The organism is Pseudomonas sp. LBUM1660 (assembly GCF_059695935.1).
This window is the reverse complement of sequence record NZ_CP166796.1, coordinates 71,856-92,275: the sequence shown is the minus strand read 5'-3', so window position 1 is coordinate 92,275 and position 20,420 is coordinate 71,856. Positions and strand designations below refer to the sequence as shown.

The window sequence follows — 20,420 nt, the reverse complement described above, 5'->3', positions numbered from 1 at the left end:
TTCGACCTCCAGCCGCACGCGACGAACTCCCGACAGGACACTTCTCGCTGACACGAATCAGCTACAAGCCTTCGATCCGACTCTGAATTATACAGTTGACCGGCAGATCGCTCGGACCTACCACAATCACCGGACCTGCCGAAAACAGTCCTATTAGAAGAATACTGGTATAGTGAATATCATGACGTTGGTGTACTTAGGCCGACTATCTTTAGACCTCTGCTCCTTACCAACAGTATCTTCGATGTCTTAAACAACGACTTTGGAGGCCAGTCATCTATGTACCTCCTAAGCAACCGGATCAGAAATATGTTTTCGCCGGGTCGGCCCTCTAAAAACGACGTAACACTTCATCAACCGATATAAAGCCTGAGCTTGACTGACAACCGTTCCATAGCTTGTTGAAGCACATCAACCGCCTCAGTCAACCCCGAAGCATCGAAACCATTACATATTGCCTCCAGATTTTCGCAATACTGGATTAGCGCGTGAGCCTTGATAATCCGCGCCCCACCCTTCACTCGATGCGCGAGATCAGAGAGCCCCGTCAAGTCATGCTTAGAGAACAACTGAAGCAACCGCACCATATCCTCATCAATACTACTGACCAGATCACCTAATAAGGTTTTGATTGAGTTGCTATCGCCACGAGTCAACTGTTCAAGACTCGTCAAATCAATATCGTCACTCAGTTCCTGCTGATCGCTATGCGTGAAAGCCTGTGCAACAGACACTACTGTCGCTAGGTGAACACTGAGATCCTGAAGACTGATGGGCTTAAATAAGCAGTCATCCATTCCCGCATCAATGCAGCGGCCCTTCTCATCTGGCTGGGCGTTCGCGGTAAAGCCAAGGATCAACGATGGCGGAATAGCTTTGGCGATCTCCTCCTGACGAATAACCCTGGCGAATTCATAGCCATTCATGATTGGCATGTTGCAATCAGTTATCACCACATCGAAATGCTGACCACGCCAAGCACGCAAACCATGAGCCCCGTCCTCGGCGTCAATGACCCTATGCCCGAGATAACTCAATTGCTGCGATAACAACAGTCTGTTGGCCGGATAATCATCCACAACCAGAATATTGAGCGTGTGACTGTGCACAATGGGCTCGTCTTTCTGTAGGGGCACTTCGGCAATCGGCTCGAGCACCGCCAATTCCAGTGAAACAACAATACGCGTCCCCCTACCTTCCGCACTGTGCAGTAACAATTGCCCCCCCATCATTTCGCAAAGGGTTCGACTGATCATCAGTCCCAAGCCCGATCCACTTCGGGATGACTGAAGATTATTACTGGCTTGGGCAAACGGACTGAACAAACGCTGCTGATCTTCGATTGAGATACCGATACCTGTATCCTCAATCTCAAGGTGCAGCTTTAGACGCTGATTATCGCGCGAGAACTCAACCCGCACACTCAAGCGCACCTCGCCTGCATTGGTATACTTGATCGCATTACTCAACAAATTCGACAAAATTTGCTTGAAGCGCACAGGGTCAACCAGCACATCCTGGCTAGCTTTGAAATCCAGATCGAGTATCAGCGACAAATGCTTCTGTCGCGCCAGCCCTTCAAAAATCCTTAGCACCGACTCAACCAAATCGCGCAGATTTGCCCGCTCCGGAGCCAATGACAACCGTCCGGACTCGATACGGGCGATATCCAAAATATCACCAATCAAATCCAGCAAACCATGCGCAGCCCCGGAGGCAACCTCAATCGCAAACCGATCCATCACGCCTTTATCAGCTTTTTTTATAGCCAACTCAAGCATGCCAATGACTGCATTCATTGGCGTACGAATTTCATGACTCATGGTCGCTAAAAATGTGGTTTTTGCACGATTGGCGCCGTCCGCCAAGTCCTTCGCTTCCAGCAATTCCGCCATCAACATCTGACGCTCGCTAATATCGATCCAGCCGGCGATCATGCCTGCAACTTTGCCGTTAGTCCCACGATAGGGTAGCATCCAATGATAAATCGTCAGAACTCTATCTTTGAATATAGTCAAGCAGCGGTCCTGCACCAGAGGCGATCCAAGCTCCATAACGTGCTGATAGTCCTCATGAAAGGTCTTCGCCTCGATGGGGTCATGCAATGCCCCTTCAAGCACAGTTTTACCGATCACATCTTCACGCTTTACCCCGAACGCGTCGAGATATGCAGCATTGCACATCAGTAGCCGCCCCTCCCGATCACGAGTATAAATAGGGTGTGGCGTACCATCTATCAAGACCCGCATAAATTCTAACTGATAGTTCAGTGCCCGCTCCGCCTGATCACGACGATAGATAATCAACCGCATATAGGCAATGCAACCCAACGCCATTAGAAGTACAGCCATCGCTATTGAGAAAATTTGAATGATCAACGTGCGGTTACGCACCCAATAACTGTCATCACTCATCATTTCGTTGCGCCAGCGATTAGTGACCTCATCCATTTCCTCTGGCGGAACACTGAGAAGTGCTTTGTCCAGGATCGAATAGAGTTCCAGCGACCCACGGTCAGTAGCAAAGGCCACTCTCGCGTCGGATGTTCCTACTGTACTGACTATTTGCAATCGATCATCATAATTACGGGAAATCGCGTAGCGCGCGGAGATAAGCCAGTCAACCGTCGCATCCACTTCACCGTCGGCAACCATACTCAAGGCCTGACTTGAGCTGTCCGCATCAACCAACTGGATTCCTGGGTATTCTACTTTGATAAAGTCCGATACAGAACTACCGTAAACCAAAGCCATGCGCTTGCCCGTCATTTCGTCCAGAGAACGAGGGCTATCTTTGCCTACACGAGTAATCATCACAAATGGAGTGTTTAAGTAAGGTCGAGTAAACCTTAATACTCCCTCCTGCTCAACACTTGGAGCCAATGTAATCAGCAGATCGGCTTTACCTTTTTTTATTTTATCAATTAATTCCGGAACCGTTTGAACTCGCAGCACCTCAAAATCTAATCCAGAACGCAAAGCGACTTTTGACAGCACGTCAGCGGCAATTCCGACAAACTCACTTTTGCTATTGTAGAAGGATAATGGAGGAAGATTTTCATCAATAACAACACGCAAACGTGGATGACGATCCAACCACTGCTGCTCATTATCGCTGAATTGAAGTCGATGCTGCCCTGGCATACTGGCGCCACCCGCACTCCAGCGGCGCATGATAGTCATCCTCTCACTCTCGGGTATGACATCCATAGCCGCATTAAGGATGCGAAGCAAACGCACATTGCTTCGATTGAGTGCAAAGGAAAAATTTCGAACTTCCATGCGAGAAAAATCAGCCAACTGCACATTATTAAGGAAATTCTTACTTATCAAATAGTTGGCACTGATGGCATCACCCAGATAGACATCAGCATGGCCGAAAGAAACTGCACCGATAGCAGCCAACATGGAAGGGTAAAGCTGAAGTGTCGCTTTTGGGTAAAACGCCCTGACCGCGTCAGGAGACTGATAGTGGTAAAGCATCGCGATCTGATTGCCTGCGAGATCGGGTCGAAGCGCTCTACTTTCCCCTTTCCGGGAAATTAAAGTTGGCTTGTCATCCGCATAAACGTGAGACATGATAGTCAGCGGGTCAGCCGCTTCATATTCATTTGAAGTTCCTAAAAAGTCAACCTCACCGTTCTTTACAGCAGCAACAAGTTCCTCGCGACTATCATAACGCCTAACCTCAATATTTATATGCAGCAATTGACCAATCAACACCGAAAAATCGGAAGTTATCCCCTCTAGCTCAGAATCATTGACCACCATTTCGAATGGAGGATAATCCGGAACAGAAACCCCGAGCAATAACGTACGTTTATTTCGCAACCAACGCCAATCTACCTCATCGAGAACGACTTGATATCCCTCAACATCCGACCGTCCAAGCAGGCGTAAGTGACCGGGTTCCGCCTCGACAGATACCGAGATGTACAGCCCCCCTAAAAGCACTAATGCTACCAGGTACATCCGCTTGTAAGTTTTCATTCAAACTAAATTATTACGTTTAGCAAAATCAGCCAAATAAACCACCGACTTCACGTTGAGCTTATCAATCAAACGAGTTTTATAAGTACTAATCGTCTTGTTGCTTAAAAGCATAGAATCACCAATCTCCTTATTAGACAAACCATTGGCCAGTTGCTGCAAAATTGTAAGCTCTCGATCCGACAGGGTTTTAATCAAATCAGTATCTGTAACTTCAACTTCGCTACGCCGCACCGAACTTGTAGCCAAGTTTGGAAAATAAGTATAACCACTCATAACAACTTTAATCCCTTTGATTAACTCGTCGAGACTATGGCTCTTGGATACATAACCAGCCGCACCGGCACTCATGCAACGCCGGGAATAGAATAGTGCTGGTTGCGACGTCAATACTAAAATTTTGTTTGATAATCCCAAAAGGCCAACTCTTCGGATAACCTCCAAACCGTCAAGCTTTGGGAGCGCGATATCCAATACAATCAGATCCGGCACATGCTCTATCACCAACTGAACCGCATCAGCTCCGTTATCCGCCTCCGCAACCACATCATATTGCTCTCGCGTCAAAAGCATTTTAACTGCCGAACGAATAAACGGATGATCATCCACCAGTAAAACCTTATGCATATCTCCTCCTATAGTCCGACTCTATGGACGCCACCGCCTACAAACTGAGTGCAAACCGTTAAATCGTTAGCTAATCAAAATATGTTAATCGTATGCTATTTTTCAATTATAGGACGTTTCTTGGAATTTTCCTTGAAGCTGACGCAGCTTTCGCCTAGCCAACCACTCCAGCAAATCATCCAGACTCATCGGACGCGCAAGGTGAAACCCTTGGCCGATCAAGCCCCCCATACCAATCAAAGTATCGCGCACCCATTGATTACTGACCCCTTCGATAACCAAGCTCATATTCAGCGAGCGAGCGAGCGCCATCGTACTGGCGACCATCGCTTTACTAGATGGGCGACCTAACGACTGAGCGAAAATTTGGTCCAGTTTGATTTGATCAAATGGCAACCGGCACAATAATTGCAGGGTTGAGAACCCCCTCCCAAAATCATCGATTGACAGGCCGCAGCCGAGCATACGCAGTCTTAGCAGGTTGTCGTGGGTCTTGGGAGGCAGGTGGAGCAAACCATTTTCCGACAACTCGAAGCTGAATGCCGAACCGGGCAATGCGTGGCGCTTCAAAGCGCTACGAATACGCTCGACCAATTCGGCGGAAACTTGAGATGCATGCAAGTTGAATGCGAGCTCAAGACTTACCCCCTCTCGACGCAATACTCCTAGCACGGCCGCCCCCTGTTCCAGCAACTGTATAAACATTTCATCTATTAAGTCGTAAGCCAGAACAGCCGCTAAAAACTCCTTTGGAAGCAGTACCCCTTTATTAGGATGCTCCCAGCGGGCAAGCGCTTCGAGCCCAACCAATGAGTCTCGCGCCATATGTAACTTGGGTTGGAACCAGGCTCGAAATTCACCTCGCACCAACCCTCGACGGATCTCTGCTTCACTGGGTAATTCCTGCAATACGGATGTCGCAGGAGCAGCACCCCGTGACTTGTAGCGATGGAGTATGCGATGCAATGAACGCAATTGCATGGGTTGCCTCATCACTCCGAGCACCTCCAAGCCGGCCAACAAACTAGCCTGCCCTAATGCGCGATCCAACTCGGGGCGCAGCACGTTGCAAAATGCTACAGCACGAACAAGCCCCCCTCGTTTGGCCTGCAACAGGAATTCCAGATAGTCGGAGCTTTTGTCGGCCAAGTCACACAAGGCAACATCCACACCACCTGACAGTTGCAATTGCTTCAACGCCTGCTCACCATGGCTGGCTTGTAATATGTCGCGTACACCCAAGCGCCGCAGCAGCATCACGTTGACACTGCTATTAAACGAGTGATTGTCTAGCACTAGAACACTTGGAGGGGTCATCTTCCTTAACCATTGGTGAATTTAAGCCCTTAATGATGACGACGCCGGACGACAGTACGAGTAGGAACCATCCTGCCGACGCGTAGGAATTTTCCCAAGCGCAACTGTAGGATAAGCACTCAACGCGGAACGATGACATTCGACACAAAACCCTGTCATTTTTTAAACAGACGTGCCACAAGAAGCGTCGCGACTGCTTTTCCGAAGACCTGTCATCTACCCCCGCGAAGCCTATGCCCGATCTTGCCACACAGTTGCTTGCTGATTACGACAAGAGGGAGAGTCGAGAGCACTCCTCCCCCTTAGCCAGTACCCGAATACTCGAGTACAGCAACTATTTGCCCAGAGAAACTCACTAGCACGCTGCCGGCCTATTTTAGAATGCTCAGAATTTTCCTACAGACGAACCAAGCTTCATGACTTTTAATATCTCCGCATATTTGGCTCGAACCAAGCTACGGTGATTTTTTCGCCCGTTTGACGAGACATGCATAAGTTAATTGTACGGTTGCGCTGATATAGCTGCAAATCAACCTAAAGCCCAAAACCCATACCCAAAGGATGAAATTCATGAAGGCACGCTATTTCACTCTGCTGCTTGCCCCCCTATTTAGCACCGCAGTGCTGGCCGCAACGTATACCGGACCTGGAGTTCAAGCCATTACTACAGTAGCAGGCGCCAACGAAGCCGCCGATGATACTCCGGTCGTACTCTAAGGCTACATCACTAGAAAACTGAACTATGATGCCAAGTACGAGTTTAAGGACGCCAGCGGCACCAGTAGAGATCGATAACGAAGATCTACCATTGGTCGCATTCAGTGACAAGACAAAGCTTAAGTTGGTTGGTGAAGTCGAGAGAGACATGATGACTCGCAAGCGTTGATGTCCATCACACCGAAATAGTCAATTAAATTGATTTTGTCGAAAGCCAATCAGGTGCACTATTTTCTATCAGCCAGATGAAACTGCACCTCAATAGCCAAATCACTTGCATTCACTGAATTGTAAGTGGTTGCCCCCGTCCAGAAAGCCTCAGTTCCCGACTTGCAATAAACAGAATCGTCCCACTAGCTGACCCTTCGCCTTTCCAATATTTTAGAGCGCCGTCAGACTTTTGAGTATTCATCAACCATAAAGAAATTCGGGCACCTATCTAAACTGAACAGACTGCGCAAATTCAACAATTGTGTTGGATGACGCATTATCTTTTTTTACAAGGTACAACTAATGAAACAATATGGAGCAGAGTTTTTTGGCACCTTCTGGCTCGTGCTTGGTGGGTGTGGCAGTGCGGTGCTATCCGCACAATTTCCCGGCCTTGGAATCGGTTTCATGGGTGTATCTTTGGCCTTTGGACTGACAGTACTGACCATGGCATACGCTATTGGGCATATTTCCGGTTGTCACCTTAACCCCGCCGTATCCATAGGGCTCTGGGCCGGAGGACGTTTTCCGGCGAATAAACTGGCACCCTACATCGTGTCCCAGGTTCTCGGGGGCATTACCGCAGGTGGTGTGCTTTACATAATCGCTACCGGTGCTCCGGGTTTTGACATATCCAGTGGCTTTGCCTCAAACGGCTATGGCCCCCACTCTCCCGGTGGTTATTCGCTAACGGCAGCGTTGGTGTCGGAAGTGATTATGACAATGTTCTTTCTGCTGGTTATTCTCGGAGCCACAGATAAACACGCGCCTACGGGCTTTGCACCAATCCCTATAGGCTTAGCACTGACGCTAATTCACCTCATCAGCATTCCAGTGACCAACACCTCGGTAAATCCGGCACGGAGTACCGGCGTTGCACTCTACGCAGGTGATTGGGCAATCTCCCAGCTATGGTTGTTTTGGCTCGCCCCCATTATCGGGGCAGTTTTAGGCGCTCTGGCTTATCGCCTGATTAGCAAGGAAGATTAGTGAAGAAGGTCTGAACCACAAGGCTCCAGTCTGATGAACGGCTTGCACGAGCCTAATTCCTACGCCCGATTCAACTATCGGGCGTTTTGTAATTGACTGGACGAGCCCCATGAAAGACAGGACACCGTTTCCCCCTTAAGATAAGGGATAGGCAAACGGTTATGTATATGACTAATAGTAGTGATAAGGGTGGGGAGCTGCTGGGCCAGGAGCGTCGTCGCCGTTGGAGCCCAGAGCAAAAGCTGGCGATGGTTCGCGAGAGTCTGCAACCAGGACAAAGTGTTTCGGTCGTGGCCCGGCGCCATGGCGTGAATGCCAACCAACTCTTCCAATGGCGCAAGCTTTATCAGAATGGCAGCCTCTCGGCGGTCAGTGCCGGAGAGACCGTAGTGCCGGCTTCTGAATTGGCCGACGCACTCAAACAGATCCGTGAGTTACAACGGATGCTGGGCAAGAAAACCATGCAAGTCGAGATCCTTCAGGAAGCCGTGGAGATTGCTCGGTCGCGAAAATGGATTGCGCACTCACCCTTGTTGCCGGGGGACGACCTGTGAAGCTGATCAGTGAAAGTCTCGGTGTAGCGCGCTCGCAATTAACGGTTCGACTCAAGCCAGCTGCACGGCCCGCAAGGCGTCGTCCAAGAATGGACGATGCCGCTTTGGTCAAAGAGATTCAGTCTGAAGTCAGTGAGTTGCCCAGCTATGGCTACCGCCGTGTGTGGGGTTTGCTCCGTCGTCGGCGCGAACAACAAAGTCAGGCGCCAATCAACGTCAAACGGGTCTATCGCGTGATGCGCGATCATCAGTTACTGCTGGAGCGTCGAATTAAACAGCCCGGAGTGGCGCGCCGCCATGAAGGCCGCATCGCAGTGGCCACCAGCGATACCCGCTGGTGCTCTGACGGGTTTGAGTTTCGCTGTGAAGACGGCGACAAGCTGAGCGTGACCTTCGCCCTGGACTGCTGCGACCGCGAAGCCATCGGCTGGGTGGCCAGCCCGACGGGGTACAGCGGCGACGATATCCGCGATCTGATGCTGGAAGCGGTGGAAACACGCTTCGGTGAAGAACCGCCTGCCACCCCGGTGCAATGGCTGAGCGATAACGGCTCGGCCTACATCGCTGAACAGACACGCCAGTTTGCCCGACAGATCGGTTTACAGCCGGTGACGACACCGGTGCGCAGCCCGCAGAGCAACGGCATGGCCGAGAGCTTCGTTAAAACGATGAAGCGCGACTACGTCGCGCACATGCCCAAACCTGACCGGGAAACCGCCTTGCGCAACCTGACGGTTGCCTTTGAGCATTACAACGAGGAGCATCCGCACAGCGCTCTAAAATACCGTTCACCGCGGGAGTTTAGGCGTTTGGCAGCGGCATCAATTTAACGGGGTATTGGTGTCCGGTTTAGCAGGGGCCAGTCCATCAGGTTAGTCCTCCCCGGCAGTTTTCGCAGTCGTCGCCCCCCCATCGATGGCAACTTTTGTCAGGTCTTCATGGGGTGGCTGCTCACTGTCTGACGGTTTACAAATCCTGCTGTCCGCCTGCACTTGGTGAACTCGGCAATCTCTCCCCACTCGCCCTACATGGCGCTGCCCGAAATAGCTCCAAACCGTGGAAACCTGTCAGTGGAAACCCATTTGGGCGTAAGCCTTGAATCTAGTGCCTCCAGCTCACTTGTGAGGTGGCTTTCACGCTTGCCTGATCTAATCAGCGCGGCTCAACGGACATGATCCGTATGCTTATCCCATTGCATACGTTCGATCCGCGTATCAGTGCAAGAGTAGGGGGCAGTGACCTTCGAGCTTTTCTCTCTGGGCCATTCAAGTCGAACACCTCAACCGCAGGGATAACAAATCTTGCGCCAGAAATGCACAAATCACAGAACCGCTCTAGAGTTAATGCAAACAGCTCATGCCTGAGCGTAAGCGCTTTTTTCTGTGCGGGCATGGCGGTTCCTAGGTTCGGTTTATTTCGTCATGTCGCTAGCCGGCGATCCATTGTCATTGACAGAGATAAATCGACTTTTCGAAATGTCATTTTCGAGAGGAATCTATGTCAATTCTCCTTGCAGGTTCAAGCCAGAGCGGTGCAAGAGAGCTCGATTCGGGAAAAGCTGTCTTTTCCTCACAACGGATTGGATATCTAGCCTCTGCACTACGATTCGCGCCGATCCTCATGCTGTTTCTCATTCCGCACTATGCGCTGGCGGACTGCAACGTGGTCACTGGCAACGAAACGGCTGGTTGTATCGCCGTCACTGCTGGTCAGCCACTCACGATTCAATCGGGCGCTACCCTAAATGGCCGGATCAGCATGACGGGGACTGGCGCTACCCTGAACGTCGCAAATGGCGGGACTTTTCAGTATTTACTCAATGCACCTGGTGGTGGCACTATCGCCGTGGGGATGACGGCCCCGAACCAAACCCTGACCAACAACGGCACCATAGGCGTTACAGTCGCTAACACTGCGGTGGACGTCATAGCGGCCCGTGCAACGGGCTTTACGATCGTCAATGGGCCGACAGGCGTCATAGCGAGTAATAACGCTAATCCTTTCGCCAATGCCATCACGAATTTCGATGCTGGTGTCTCAGGCACGGTCATTAATATGGGGACGATTTCATCCACTGGTGGCGCCAGCGAAGGCACGATTTATATGCCTGGTGCCGGTGGAGTTTTCACCTTAGACAACCGTCCGGGCGCGACGATTCGGGGCGATACGGCTATAGCGGTCAATGTCACCGGCACCAAGCAAACGGTCCTGCGCAATGCGGGAACAATTTCGACCGGCGTCGTCGGCGGTACCGCGATCAGCTTAGGCAGCGGTAGCGATTCGGTAACATTGGAACCCACGTCTAGCATTACCGGCATAGTCAACGGTCAAGCTGGCGTTGACACACTCTCGCTGGGCGGTGCCGCCACTAACGGTAACTTTAATATCGGCCTGATTGGACCTGCTGGACAGTATCGAAACTTCGAACTCTTCCGGAAGATAGAGCCGGGCACCTGGACGCTCAATGGGAGCGCTGCAACGGCCACCAGTTGGACCGTCACCGGAGGCACCCTGCGATTGGGCAGTTCATCATTGGGGCTGACCTCACTGACCGCCGCCGGTGGGGACATTAGCTATAACGATGGGGTCGTCAATGCCAGCCCGGTGATACTGAATAGCGCTGCGCGCCTAATTGTTGACGGCACAGATCACGCCACACAGACGGGCATTATCTCGGGTAGTGGGACTGCCACCAAAGACGGTGCTGGGACATTGATTCTGACGGGCGCTAATTCTTACACCGGTGGTACGCAGATTACGGCAGGCACGCTTCAATTAGGCGCCGGAGGCCTCACGGGGTCGATCATTGGTAATGTCCTCAACAATGGCACTTTGGCCTTCAATCGTGCAGATGCAATCAATTTCCCGGGCATCATTTCTGGCAACGGCTCCGTCGCTCAGATAGGCAGTGGCACGACCACCCTGACAGGCCTGAATACCTATGCAGGAGGTACGGTAATCAATGCGGGTACGCTGTCGGTCGGACAAGATGCCAACTTGGGCGCCGCCAACGACGGCCTGATATTTAATGGCGGCACCCTGCATAACACCGCAACAATGACGATGAATCGTCCTGTCGTATTCAACGGCCTCGGAACGATCGATACCGCTCCGGGCACGGTGCTAAGCAACGCCGGGGGCAGCTCAGGCGCTGGCCACCTGCAAAAAACGGGGACCGGTGTTTTGACGCTCACCGGAGCCAACACCCACGTCGGTGGCACCACCATCTCGGCCGGCACCCTGCAGCTGGGCAATGGCGGTACCAGCGGCAGTCTGGTGGGCAATATTCTCGACAACGCCACACTGTCCATCAATCGCTCCGACGCCTTGCTCCTTCCCGGCACCATCAGCGGGACCGGCATTCTGAACCAGATCGGTACAGGCACCACGGTCCTCACCGCCGAGAATACCTACACCAGTGGCACGACCATCGCGGCTGGCACATTGCAGCTGGGTAATGGCGGCACCACCGGCAGCATCGCGGGGAATGTCGCCGACAATGGCACGCTCGCTTTCAACCGCTCGGACGAATTCCTGTTTGCTGGCGTAATCTCCGGCACGGGCACTGTAGCCCAGATCGGCAGTGGCACGACTACCCTGACAGGCCTGAATACCTATCCAGGAGGTACGGTAATCAATGCGGGTACGCTTTCGGTCGGACAAGATGCCAACTTGGGTGCAGCCAACGGCGGCCTGACATTTAATGGCGGCATACTGCATAACACCGCAATAATGACGATGAATCGTCCAGTCGTATTCAATGGCCTCGGAACGATCGATACCGCTCCGGGCACGGTGCTGAGCAACGCCGGGAACAGCTCCGGTACTGGCAGTTTGCAAAAAACGGGGGGCGGTATTTTGGCGCTCACCGGAGCCAACACCCACACTGGGGGCACCACCATCTCGGCCGGGACGTTGCAACTGGGCAATGGTGGTACCAGCGGCAGTCTGGTGGGCAATATTCTCGACAACGCCACACTGTCCATCAATCGCTCCGACGCCTTGCTCCTTCCCGGGACGATCAGCGGGGCCGGCACCTTGAACCAGATCGGTACAGGCACCACGGTCCTCACCGCCGAGAATACCTACACCGGCGGCACCACCATCTCGGCCGGGACGTTGCAACTGGGCAATGGTGGTACCAGCGGCAGTCTGGTGGGCAATATTCTTGACAACGCCACACTGTCCATTAACCGCTACGACGCCTTGCTCCTTCCTGGCACCGTCAGCGGGGCCGGCGCCCTGAACCAGATCGGTACAGGCACCACAGTCCTCACCGCCGAGAATACCTATACCGGCGGCACGACCATCGCGACCGGCACCCTGCAACTGGGCAATGGTGGTACCAGCGGTAGCCTGGTGGGCAATATTCTCGACAACGCCACACTGTCCATCAATCGCTCCGACACCGTGCTCCTTCCCGGCACCGTCAGCGGGGCCGGCACCTTGAACCAGATCGGTACAGGCACCACAGTCCTCACGGGCGAGAATACCTACACCGGTGGTACGACCATCGCGGCCGGCACATTGCAGTTGGGTGATGGCGGCACGACCGGTAGCATCGTGGGGAATGTCGCCGACGATGGCACACTCGCTTTCAACCGCTCGGACGAAATCCTGTTTGCTGGCGTAATCTCCGGCACAGGTGCTGTCTCCCAGATCGGCACGGGTACCACCGTGCTATCCGGTGCTAATACCTGGAGTGGCCCCACCACCGTTTCGACAGGTACCTTGCGGGCAGGCGGTACCGATACCTTCAGCCCCAACTCGGCTTTTACTGTTTCATCGGGTGTCACGCTGGATACGGCCGGCTTCAACCAGAACGTGGCAGCGCTGCAGAACGCAGGTACTGTAAGCCTGTCGAGCGCAACCGCTGGCCACACGTTAACAGTTACTGGCGATTATGTCGGCAACAGCGGGACCTTGAGACTGGGTACCGGACTTGATAGCGGCGCAAGCGTTAGCGATCGGTTGGTGCTGAATGGGACGACCGCCAGTGCGAGTGGCAATACGACCATTCAATTAACAAGCTTGAATGGACTCGGTGCACCGACAACAGGCGATGGCATTGAGGTTGTCAGCGGCATCAATGGAGCGACCAGCACCGCTCAAGCCAACAGGAGCGCCTTTAACCTCGCCAACGGTCATGTGGATGCCGGCGCCTTTGAATATCGACTCTATGCAGCTAATGCTCAAGGCTCTGGAGAGAATTGGTATCTTCGTACAGAGGTTCCGGTGACGGAAGCATTGGCAATTCTGCCGGAGCAACCCCAGCCCGGCGAGGAACCGCCATCATCAGGGCAGCCCTCCGTACCAATTAAACCCAGCCAGCCAGTGAGACTCGTACCCACTTATCGCGCCGAGGTTCCCCTCTTTGTAGCGCTACCAGCCCAGTTGCGGCAGGCCGACCTCGAAATACTCGGTAATCTGCACCAACGTATCGGCGACGAAACCAGCGCAGAATCCAGTGCGGCCACATCAAGCGCCGAGCCAAAAACACCCCGCGCATGGGCTCGTGCGGTCTACAGCAGTTTCGACATCAAGCAGCCGGGCGTCGCCGATACACAATCCGAAGGAGACGTGAGCGGCCTCCAACTGGGGACCGACGTGTGGCTCAACGGTGACTGGCGAGCGGGTGTCTATGTAGGCCATCTCGATGGTGAAGCGGACATTAAAGGGAATGCAAGTGGCGTCACCGCGGGTGTGGGTAACAACACCGTGCAGTCGAACTATCTGGGCGGCTATATGACCTGGATGAATGCCGACGGGTTTTACGTCGACAATGTGCTTCAAGGTGGCGATCAGCGCTATACTTTGCGCCCTGACAGCAACCCGAATGTGTCGGGTAAAGCCAGCAGTGTCACCGCATCGATCGAGACCGGTAAACCCTTTACGTTAGGCGGACCCTGGAGTATCGAACCGCAAGCCCAGTTGATTTATCAGCATACCAACGTGGACGACGAACATATCAGCGGGGCGGATGTGCACATCGGTGCAGACAGCGGCTGGATTGCCCGCCTTGGGGTGCGCGTCAAAGGCGAGATGGCCATTGATGTTGGAACGCTTTTGCCCTATGTGCGCCTAAACATCTACCACGCGACTTTTAGCGATGACGACACCACCTTCGCCGGTCCTGCGGCAGCCACAACCATCAGCAACCCCGGCGGCTACAGTGTCGCCGAAGCCGCCGCCGGCACCACGTGGAAGCTGACCTCCAGCACCAGCCTCTATGGCGAAATTGGGCACTTGTGGGACATGGATGGCGACGCGACCGTCCGCGGCCCTGTGCAAGGATCATTGGGTGTGAAGGCACGCTGGTAATGAGAGGATACGATCGAACTCCTGCCGGGCAGTGTCAGTGGTGTGGATAGCTCCAAACGATAAGGACAACGGCCTAGACCGACAACCGGACGACGACATCAGGTGGCGGGTGCATGGCGCTGAGCCACTTTATACCAAGGGAAAGGGAGCTACCCTGACACCGGAGGCACCACCAACAAACACAAAGCCTTTAGGCGCCAATTCGAACTACCACAGTTCGCGGCTATACGGAGGGGTTAACCGTCCGGGAATCAAGTGACCCAGAGTGTCCGAAGGCATCCCACGTACAACCACCATTGCGGGCTGTGGTTGGTAATCCAAGTGGAGATATAAATAGTTCCATTTGGATGGATATGGCCAGACTTTTGAACTACATTTTTGTTATGCGCTTCCCCGCCGGTTTTGATCCGATATGCATCTCCAGCTGGACGGCATGTGGATGCGCTGACTTTTGGAGGTCATTATGCGCGACGCAAAATCGACAGGCTTTGATGTAGTCGGTCAATGGCGAGCCAAAAGGGAGTTAGCGCTGGATCTACAAAACTGCATGCGAGAGAATGACCCTGGTCTTCTGGCTGCCGCTTTGGGTGCCGTGGCTCGTACCGAAGGCTATACCCAACTTTCCCGTGATACCGGCATCCGGCGAACGACGCTGTACAGGTTGCTCGCCAGTGATGCAGATCCCGTTTTTTCGACCACTCTCAAAGTGTCTCGTGCCCTGGGAGGGTACGCAGCCAGGTGTCGAGCGTTTGGGCTGCTGGGCACATGCGTGACGTAAGTTCGTCGATGCGCAAAAAGTGCAGCCCAAGGGTAAGACCGGGCGAGCCGACATCGCGCTGAATCTGATCAACAAACTGTATGGCATCGAGCGTGAACTCAAAGAGGTCACTGATGATCAGCGTTTTGTCGGTCGACAGGAAAAGAGCTTACCGGTACTCGCCCAACTGAAAATCTGGCTGGAGAAAACCCATCCTCAGGTGACGACGCAAAGTGCCTTGGGCAAGGCGGTCGGTTATCTGGCCAGCAACTGGAGCAAGCTTGAGCGTTACATCGAGGCCGGCTTCTTGCCCGTTGATAACAACAAGGCCGAGCGAGCGGTAAAACCCTTTGTGATCGGTCGCAAAAACTGGATGTTCAGCGACACGCCCAAGGGTGCGATGGCCAGTGCGCAGATCTATAGCCTGGTCGAAACTGCCAAAGCCAACGGCCAAGAGCCCTATACGTGGCTGCGCCACGTACTTGAACGCCTGCCACACGCTACTTCGGTAGAAGACTTCGAAGCCTTGCTTCCGTGGAACTGTTCCCCAACTATCTCGTGCTAAATGCACACATCGGTTTTTTGCCATGTGTGGTTTATGGGTCGCTTACGCTGGAAATCATTCATCCTTCACTTTGTGCCGCGCTAACCGGCAGTGAGTGGGCAGGGAGCTACTGCATGAGTTATGCGCCTCAACGCCGATCTTCGCCGAAGGGGTCGACAGTGACGGGGTACGGTTCCATCCTTTGCCCCGAGAGTTTTTGCAAAGACGTGTTCGCGACCTCCCGCAGGCGCAGCGACAGGCCCTCCATGAGCGGGCAGCAAACTGGCTGGAGGCGAACGCCTTTTTTGAGGAGGCGGCGCGGCAATACTTGCTGGCCGGCCTGGCGACTCAAGGGTATTTGATGATCGAACAGTGTCTCTACGGGGTCATGCTGCGCAGTCAGTTCAGCCGAGTGTTGGAGTGGGTCGAAGAGTGCCTGCGCAGGAGGTGGAATCGCGTCCGCGTCTGTGCCTGGCAGCGGCCTGGGCCCTGGCGATGAGCGAGCGGCATGTGGAGGCCGCCAGGTTGATCGCCTGCATAGAACAGGACCCGACAGCGGATGATGAAACGCGGTGCGAAGCGGCGGCGATAGCGGCCTCCGCCTACTTTGCCGACCAGCCGGACGCATCAATGGCGTTGCTCGCGCCCTGGATGGAAAAATTGTCTTCGGGTTCGATCAAGCTGCAAGCCATCGTTGCCAATCTGGTCGCCCGCATAGCGCTGTTCCAGGGGCAACCGGAAAAAGCCCGATCGTGTCCCTGGAAGTGGTGTAACTGAAACCAGCTGAAGGCGCCTTGCGGCGAAAGAAGTGGGTCACCGTGGTTCTTGGCTAAGGTTGAGTTTGCAAAGACCTAACCTGAACCGGGAGAACCACGATGACCAAACCTACTGTCTCACTGAACGAGCTGCTGGAGAAAGGGGCTGACGTCGATTTGCTCAGGCAAATGATTCAATTTGTCGCCCAGCGCATGATGGAACTCGATGTTGAAGGCCTGTGCGGCGCCGGCTACGACATCAAGAGCATGGAGCGCACCAACAGCCGCAACGGCTATCGGGACCGTTTGTGGCAGACGCGCACCGGTGACGTGGATCTGCGCATCCCCAAGCTGCGCAGTGGCAGCTACTTCCCTGGCTTCCTGGAGCCGCGCCGCACCGCTGAAAAGGCCTTGGCCGCGGTCATTCAGGAGGCCTACATCCAAGGCGTCTCAACGCGATCGGTCGACGAGTTGGTCAAGGCCATGGGCATGACCGGGATTTCCAAAAGCCAGGTTTCACGACTCGCGGGCGAAATCGATGAGCGTGTGCACGCCTTCCTGGATCGCCCCATCGAAGGAGATTGGCCTTATCTGTGGATCGATGCGACGTACGTCAAAGTGCGGGAGGCCGGACGGATCGTCTCGGTCGCCGTCATAATCGCCGTGGCCGTCAACACTGACGGAGGTCGTGAAGTGCTGGGCATGCGCGTAGGCCCCTCGGAGGCTGAACCGTTCTGGACGGATTTTTTGCGCAGCCTGATGCGGCGAGGACTGCGGGGCGTAAAGCTGGTGATCTCCGACGCTCATGAAGGCCTGAAGGCCGCGATCTTTAAGGTACTCAACGCGACCTGGCAACGTTGCCGGGTCCATTTCATGCGCAATGCCATGGCCCATGTGGGCAAAGGCCAGCGCACCATGGTGGCGGCCCTGCTGCGCACGGTCTTTGCCCAGGACAATGAGGCCGAATCACGCCGGCAATGGCGTGTCGTGGCGGATCAATTACGCGAAAAGTACCCGAAAATCAGCCAGCTGATGGATGCCAGCGAGGACGAAGTCCTGGCGCACATGACATTTCCCAAGGCCCACCGGCAACAGATCCACAGCACCAATCCACTGGAACGCTTAAACGCCGAGGTCAAGCGGCGAACCGACGTGGTGGGCATCTTCCCCAACGACGCCGCCATCGTGCGCCTGGTCGGCGCCATGCTACTGGAGCAGAACGACGAATGGAGCCTGCAGAAGCGCTACATGCAGCTGGAAGGCTTCCAGGCGGTGAGTGACAACCCCACGGCTAAACTATCAGCCATAATTAACTGAGGCATCAAACTCAACAGCCAAGAACACGGGAGTTACACCACGTCCAGGGACACGATCCTTGATTTTTCTGGCTCCCGCCGCGACCGCTTCGCTCAGCCAGTCAACCAGTAAGTGCCGTTCTGGCAAAGACGTCAGTTGTCCTCGTTGTCGGTCCCCCAGTAGTCGTTGAGCTTTTTCCGCAGCACCAATAACGCGGCTGTTTCAGCCAGCGCCTTGTCTTTGCGGCGCAGTTCGCGCTCAAGTTCCTGGATGCGTTTCTTATCTTTACGAGACTGTTCGCGGTCTTCTATTTGCTGGGCTTTTTCCGACTTCTGGCCAGCGATAAACGCTTGTCGCCAGGCCGTGATCTGCTCGGGGTAAAGGCCTTTGCGGCGGCAATATTCGCCCAAGTCGATCTCGGACAAACCGGCGGCTTCAAGCACGACAGCAAACTTGGTTTCGGCTGACCAGTTCTCGGTCAACGGCTTGTTTTCGGACACTGCATTTCCTTCAGAACTGAGCTGCTTGCGCCAGTTGGACAAAGACATTTCGCTGACCCCTTCGCGCCGGGAAACCTCGGCCATCGACAGGTTCAGCGGGGGAAGCAGCATCTTAAGTAATGCGGCTCTGCGTTCAGGTGAATAGTACGGCACGACCAGTCTCTTTCCGCCCCCGATATGCTTTTTCAGGAAAAACCGGAGAGGCGACAACTATCCTGACACCGGGGGAAATATTCCAACGCTGTCCATTATCGGTGACCACGGTGACGCTCTTGCGGTTGAACTTCATAATGGTCCCAGACAGGCGCCCATTGTTGGGGGAGTCGAAGCTTACCCGCGCACCTGAATGGAACTGCATCATCGATTTGTGCGCTTCCAGCGACTCCAGCATCTTCAGCATCTTCAGCCGTTCAATGATGTGGTGATTCAACGCCACCAATTCATCCGCACTCAGATGATCAATATTGATACTCATAATGTCTCCACATTCCACGGCAGCAGTGCTTCAAAGTCCTCTACCGACACGCCCTGCGGCAACCGCTCCAGTACGTGGAGCAGCCACGTATAGGGCTCTTGACCATTAGCCTTCGCGGTTTCGACCAAGCTGTAAATCTGCGCGCTGGCCGTCGCACCTTTGGGGTATCGCTGAATAACCAGCTCTTTCTTCCAATAACAAACGGCTTTATTGCGCGCTCGGCCTTATTGTTGTCTATGGGTAAAAAACCGGTTTCCACATAACGCTCCAACCGACTCCAGTTATTGACCAAGTAGTTGACTGCTTTACCCAAGGCGTTTTGCGGGGTGACGTGTTGCTGGGTTTTTTCCAGCCGATTTTTCAACTGGGCGAGCACTGGCAAGCTCTTTTCCTGACGCCCGACAAACCGCTGTTCATCGTTGGCGTCCTTGAAGTCGCGCTCGATGCCATACAGCTTGTTGATCATCGCCAACGCAACGTCCGCACGGCCCACTTTTCCCTTGGGCTGCACTTTCTGCGCATCGACAAACTTACGTCGTACATGGGCCATACAGGCCAAACGTTCAATGCCCGGTTGCAACGCTAAAGCGTTATAGCCCCCGTAATCATCGGTCATCAGATAGCCGCGATAATCACCCAGCAGGCGCAACGGCACCTCCTGCGCTCGGCTGGTGGTGTAGTCAAAAAGGATGACGGGGCGCTCAGGTGGCCCACTGGCTTGAACCCACATCCAGGATTGGCTGGTCGGGTCGCGATCCGGCTCTTTCAATACCTGCACCCAGGTTTCATCGCAGTGAATCACTGGGCTTTCCAGCAATCGGTCACGCATCAGATTAAGCAGCGGTTGGAAGCGCTCACAACACTGGATCACCCAGCGCGCTAACGTTTGACGCGGGATATCGACGCCGTGACGCCCGAGAACTTTCTCGAAACGATACAGCGGTAAACCGTCGACGTATTTGGTCGTTAGCAGCATCGCCAAGACGCTGGGGCTTGCCATGCTTTTTTCAATCAGTTGGGCTGGTTTGTCGGCAGTGATCGGCGCTGTTTCACAGCCTCGGCAGCCGTAGACCTTGCGGATATGTTTGATCACGCGGATCTGCATCGGCACGATCTCCAGCTGTTCGCTGGTTTCTTCGCCGATGGAATGTTTGCGGCAGCCGCAGGCACAGGTCAGTTCGTGCTCAGGGAGTTCGTGGACAACCTCGATGCGCGGCAGCTCGGCAGGCAGCGGCTTGCGTTTACGACGGAGCTTGGTCGGGGCGACGACTTCTTCAGCTTCTTCATCAGCCTTGTCAGCGATGGGCACAGCGATACTTTCGGCTTCATTAAACAGCACAAGCTGCGGGGTTTCCTGAACCGTCAGCA

General features: G+C 54.0%; 9 protein-coding genes and 5 pseudogenes. 8 read left to right on the top strand and 6 right to left on the bottom strand.

What is annotated here, in order from left to right:
- Positions 1-353: 353 nt before the first annotated feature.
- From ACA068_RS30165 to ACA068_RS30155, 3 genes are all read right to left on the bottom strand, one after another.
- Entirely contained in the window at positions 354-3,989 is a 3,636-nt protein-coding gene (locus tag ACA068_RS30165; protein WP_497310824.1) for an ATP-binding protein, read from the bottom strand.
- A complete protein-coding gene (locus ACA068_RS30160; RefSeq protein WP_497310823.1) occupies positions 3,990-4,616 on the bottom strand; it encodes a response regulator in 627 nt (208 codons plus the stop codon). It lies immediately after the preceding gene.
- Positions 4,617-4,718: 102 nt separating this feature from the next.
- Positions 4,719-5,933, bottom strand: coding sequence for an EAL domain-containing response regulator (locus ACA068_RS30155; protein ID WP_497310822.1), 1,215 nt, complete (start codon positions 5,931-5,933; stop codon positions 4,719-4,721).
- A 570-nt stretch (positions 5,934-6,503) separates the two neighbouring features.
- On the opposite strand from ACA068_RS30155, the pseudogene ACA068_RS30150 reads away from it, so the two are divergent.
- From ACA068_RS30150 to ACA068_RS30115, 8 genes and pseudogenes are all read left to right on the top strand, one after another.
- Positions 6,504-6,847: pseudogene (locus tag ACA068_RS30150) on the top strand (YgiW/YdeI family stress tolerance OB fold protein).
- A gap of 316 nt (positions 6,848-7,163) precedes the next feature.
- Positions 7,164-7,850: an aquaporin Z gene (gene aqpZ / locus ACA068_RS30145; RefSeq protein WP_497310821.1), complete on the top strand. Its 687-nt coding sequence runs from the start codon at positions 7,164-7,166 to the stop codon at positions 7,848-7,850.
- Positions 7,851-8,017: 167 nt separating this feature from the next.
- Positions 8,018-9,234 (top strand): IS3 family transposase gene (locus ACA068_RS30140; RefSeq protein WP_497304932.1). Its coding sequence is split into 2 segments (ribosomal slippage): positions 8,018-8,363 and positions 8,363-9,234, totalling 1,218 coding nucleotides; the frame shifts between segments, so codons are not numbered across the junction.
- 667 nt (positions 9,235-9,901) lie between these two features.
- Positions 9,902-14,725 carry an autotransporter-associated beta strand repeat-containing protein gene (locus tag ACA068_RS30135; RefSeq protein WP_497310820.1) on the top strand — a complete coding sequence of 1,608 codons (4,824 nt, stop codon included), beginning with the start codon at positions 9,902-9,904 and terminating at the stop codon, positions 14,723-14,725.
- Between the two features lie 463 nt (positions 14,726-15,188).
- Positions 15,189-15,440, top strand: a pseudogene (locus ACA068_RS30130) (addiction module antidote protein); the annotation flags it as partial.
- A 16-nt stretch (positions 15,441-15,456) separates the two neighbouring features.
- A pseudogene (gene tnpC, locus ACA068_RS30125) lies at positions 15,457-16,047 on the top strand (IS66 family transposase); the annotation flags it as partial.
- Positions 16,048-16,458: 411 nt separating this feature from the next.
- A complete protein-coding gene (locus tag ACA068_RS30120; protein ID WP_497310819.1) occupies positions 16,459-16,803 on the top strand; it encodes a hypothetical protein in 345 nt (114 codons plus the stop codon).
- Positions 16,804-16,901: 98 nt separating this feature from the next.
- On the top strand, positions 16,902-18,098 hold the full coding sequence (locus ACA068_RS30115; protein ID WP_497303600.1) for an IS256 family transposase: 1,197 nt from the start codon (positions 16,902-16,904) through the stop codon (positions 18,096-18,098).
- A 57-nt stretch (positions 18,099-18,155) separates the two neighbouring features.
- Here ACA068_RS30115 and ACA068_RS30110 read toward each other — a convergent pair.
- The 3 genes and pseudogenes from ACA068_RS30110 to tnpC (ACA068_RS30100) all read right to left on the bottom strand — a co-directional run.
- Positions 18,156-18,730: pseudogene (locus ACA068_RS30110) on the bottom strand (transposase); the annotation flags it as partial.
- Positions 18,711-19,052, bottom strand: a complete 342-nt coding sequence (locus ACA068_RS30105; RefSeq protein ID WP_497310818.1) for a hypothetical protein — start codon at positions 19,050-19,052, stop codon at positions 18,711-18,713. The pseudogene ACA068_RS30110 and the gene ACA068_RS30105, both read right to left, overlap by 20 nt.
- Positions 19,049-20,403: pseudogene (gene tnpC / locus ACA068_RS30100) on the bottom strand (IS66 family transposase); the annotation flags it as partial. The gene ACA068_RS30105 and the pseudogene tnpC (ACA068_RS30100), both read right to left, overlap by 4 nt.
- Positions 20,404-20,420: the final 17 nt, after the last annotated feature.

Bases quoted from the DNA above. Each gene is read 5' to 3' on its own strand.
- ACA068_RS30165 (WP_497310824.1), bottom strand. From the start codon at position 3,989: ATGAAAACTTACAAGCGGATGTACCTGGTAGCATTAGTGCTTTTAGGG.
- ACA068_RS30160 (WP_497310823.1), bottom strand. From the start codon at position 4,616: ATGCATAAGGTTTTACTGGTGGATGATCATCCGTTTATTCGTTCGGCA.
- ACA068_RS30155 (WP_497310822.1), bottom strand. From the start codon at position 5,933: ATGACCCCTCCAAGTGTTCTAGTGCTAGACAATCACTCGTTTAATAGC.
- aqpZ (WP_497310821.1), top strand. From the start codon at position 7,164: ATGAAACAATATGGAGCAGAGTTTTTTGGCACCTTCTGGCTCGTGCTT.
- ACA068_RS30135 (WP_497310820.1), top strand. From the start codon at position 9,902: ATGTCAATTCTCCTTGCAGGTTCAAGCCAGAGCGGTGCAAGAGAGCTC.
- ACA068_RS30115 (WP_497303600.1), top strand. From the start codon at position 16,902: ATGACCAAACCTACTGTCTCACTGAACGAGCTGCTGGAGAAAGGGGCT.
- ACA068_RS30105 (WP_497310818.1), bottom strand. From the start codon at position 19,052: ATGAGTATCAATATTGATCATCTGAGTGCGGATGAATTGGTGGCGTTG.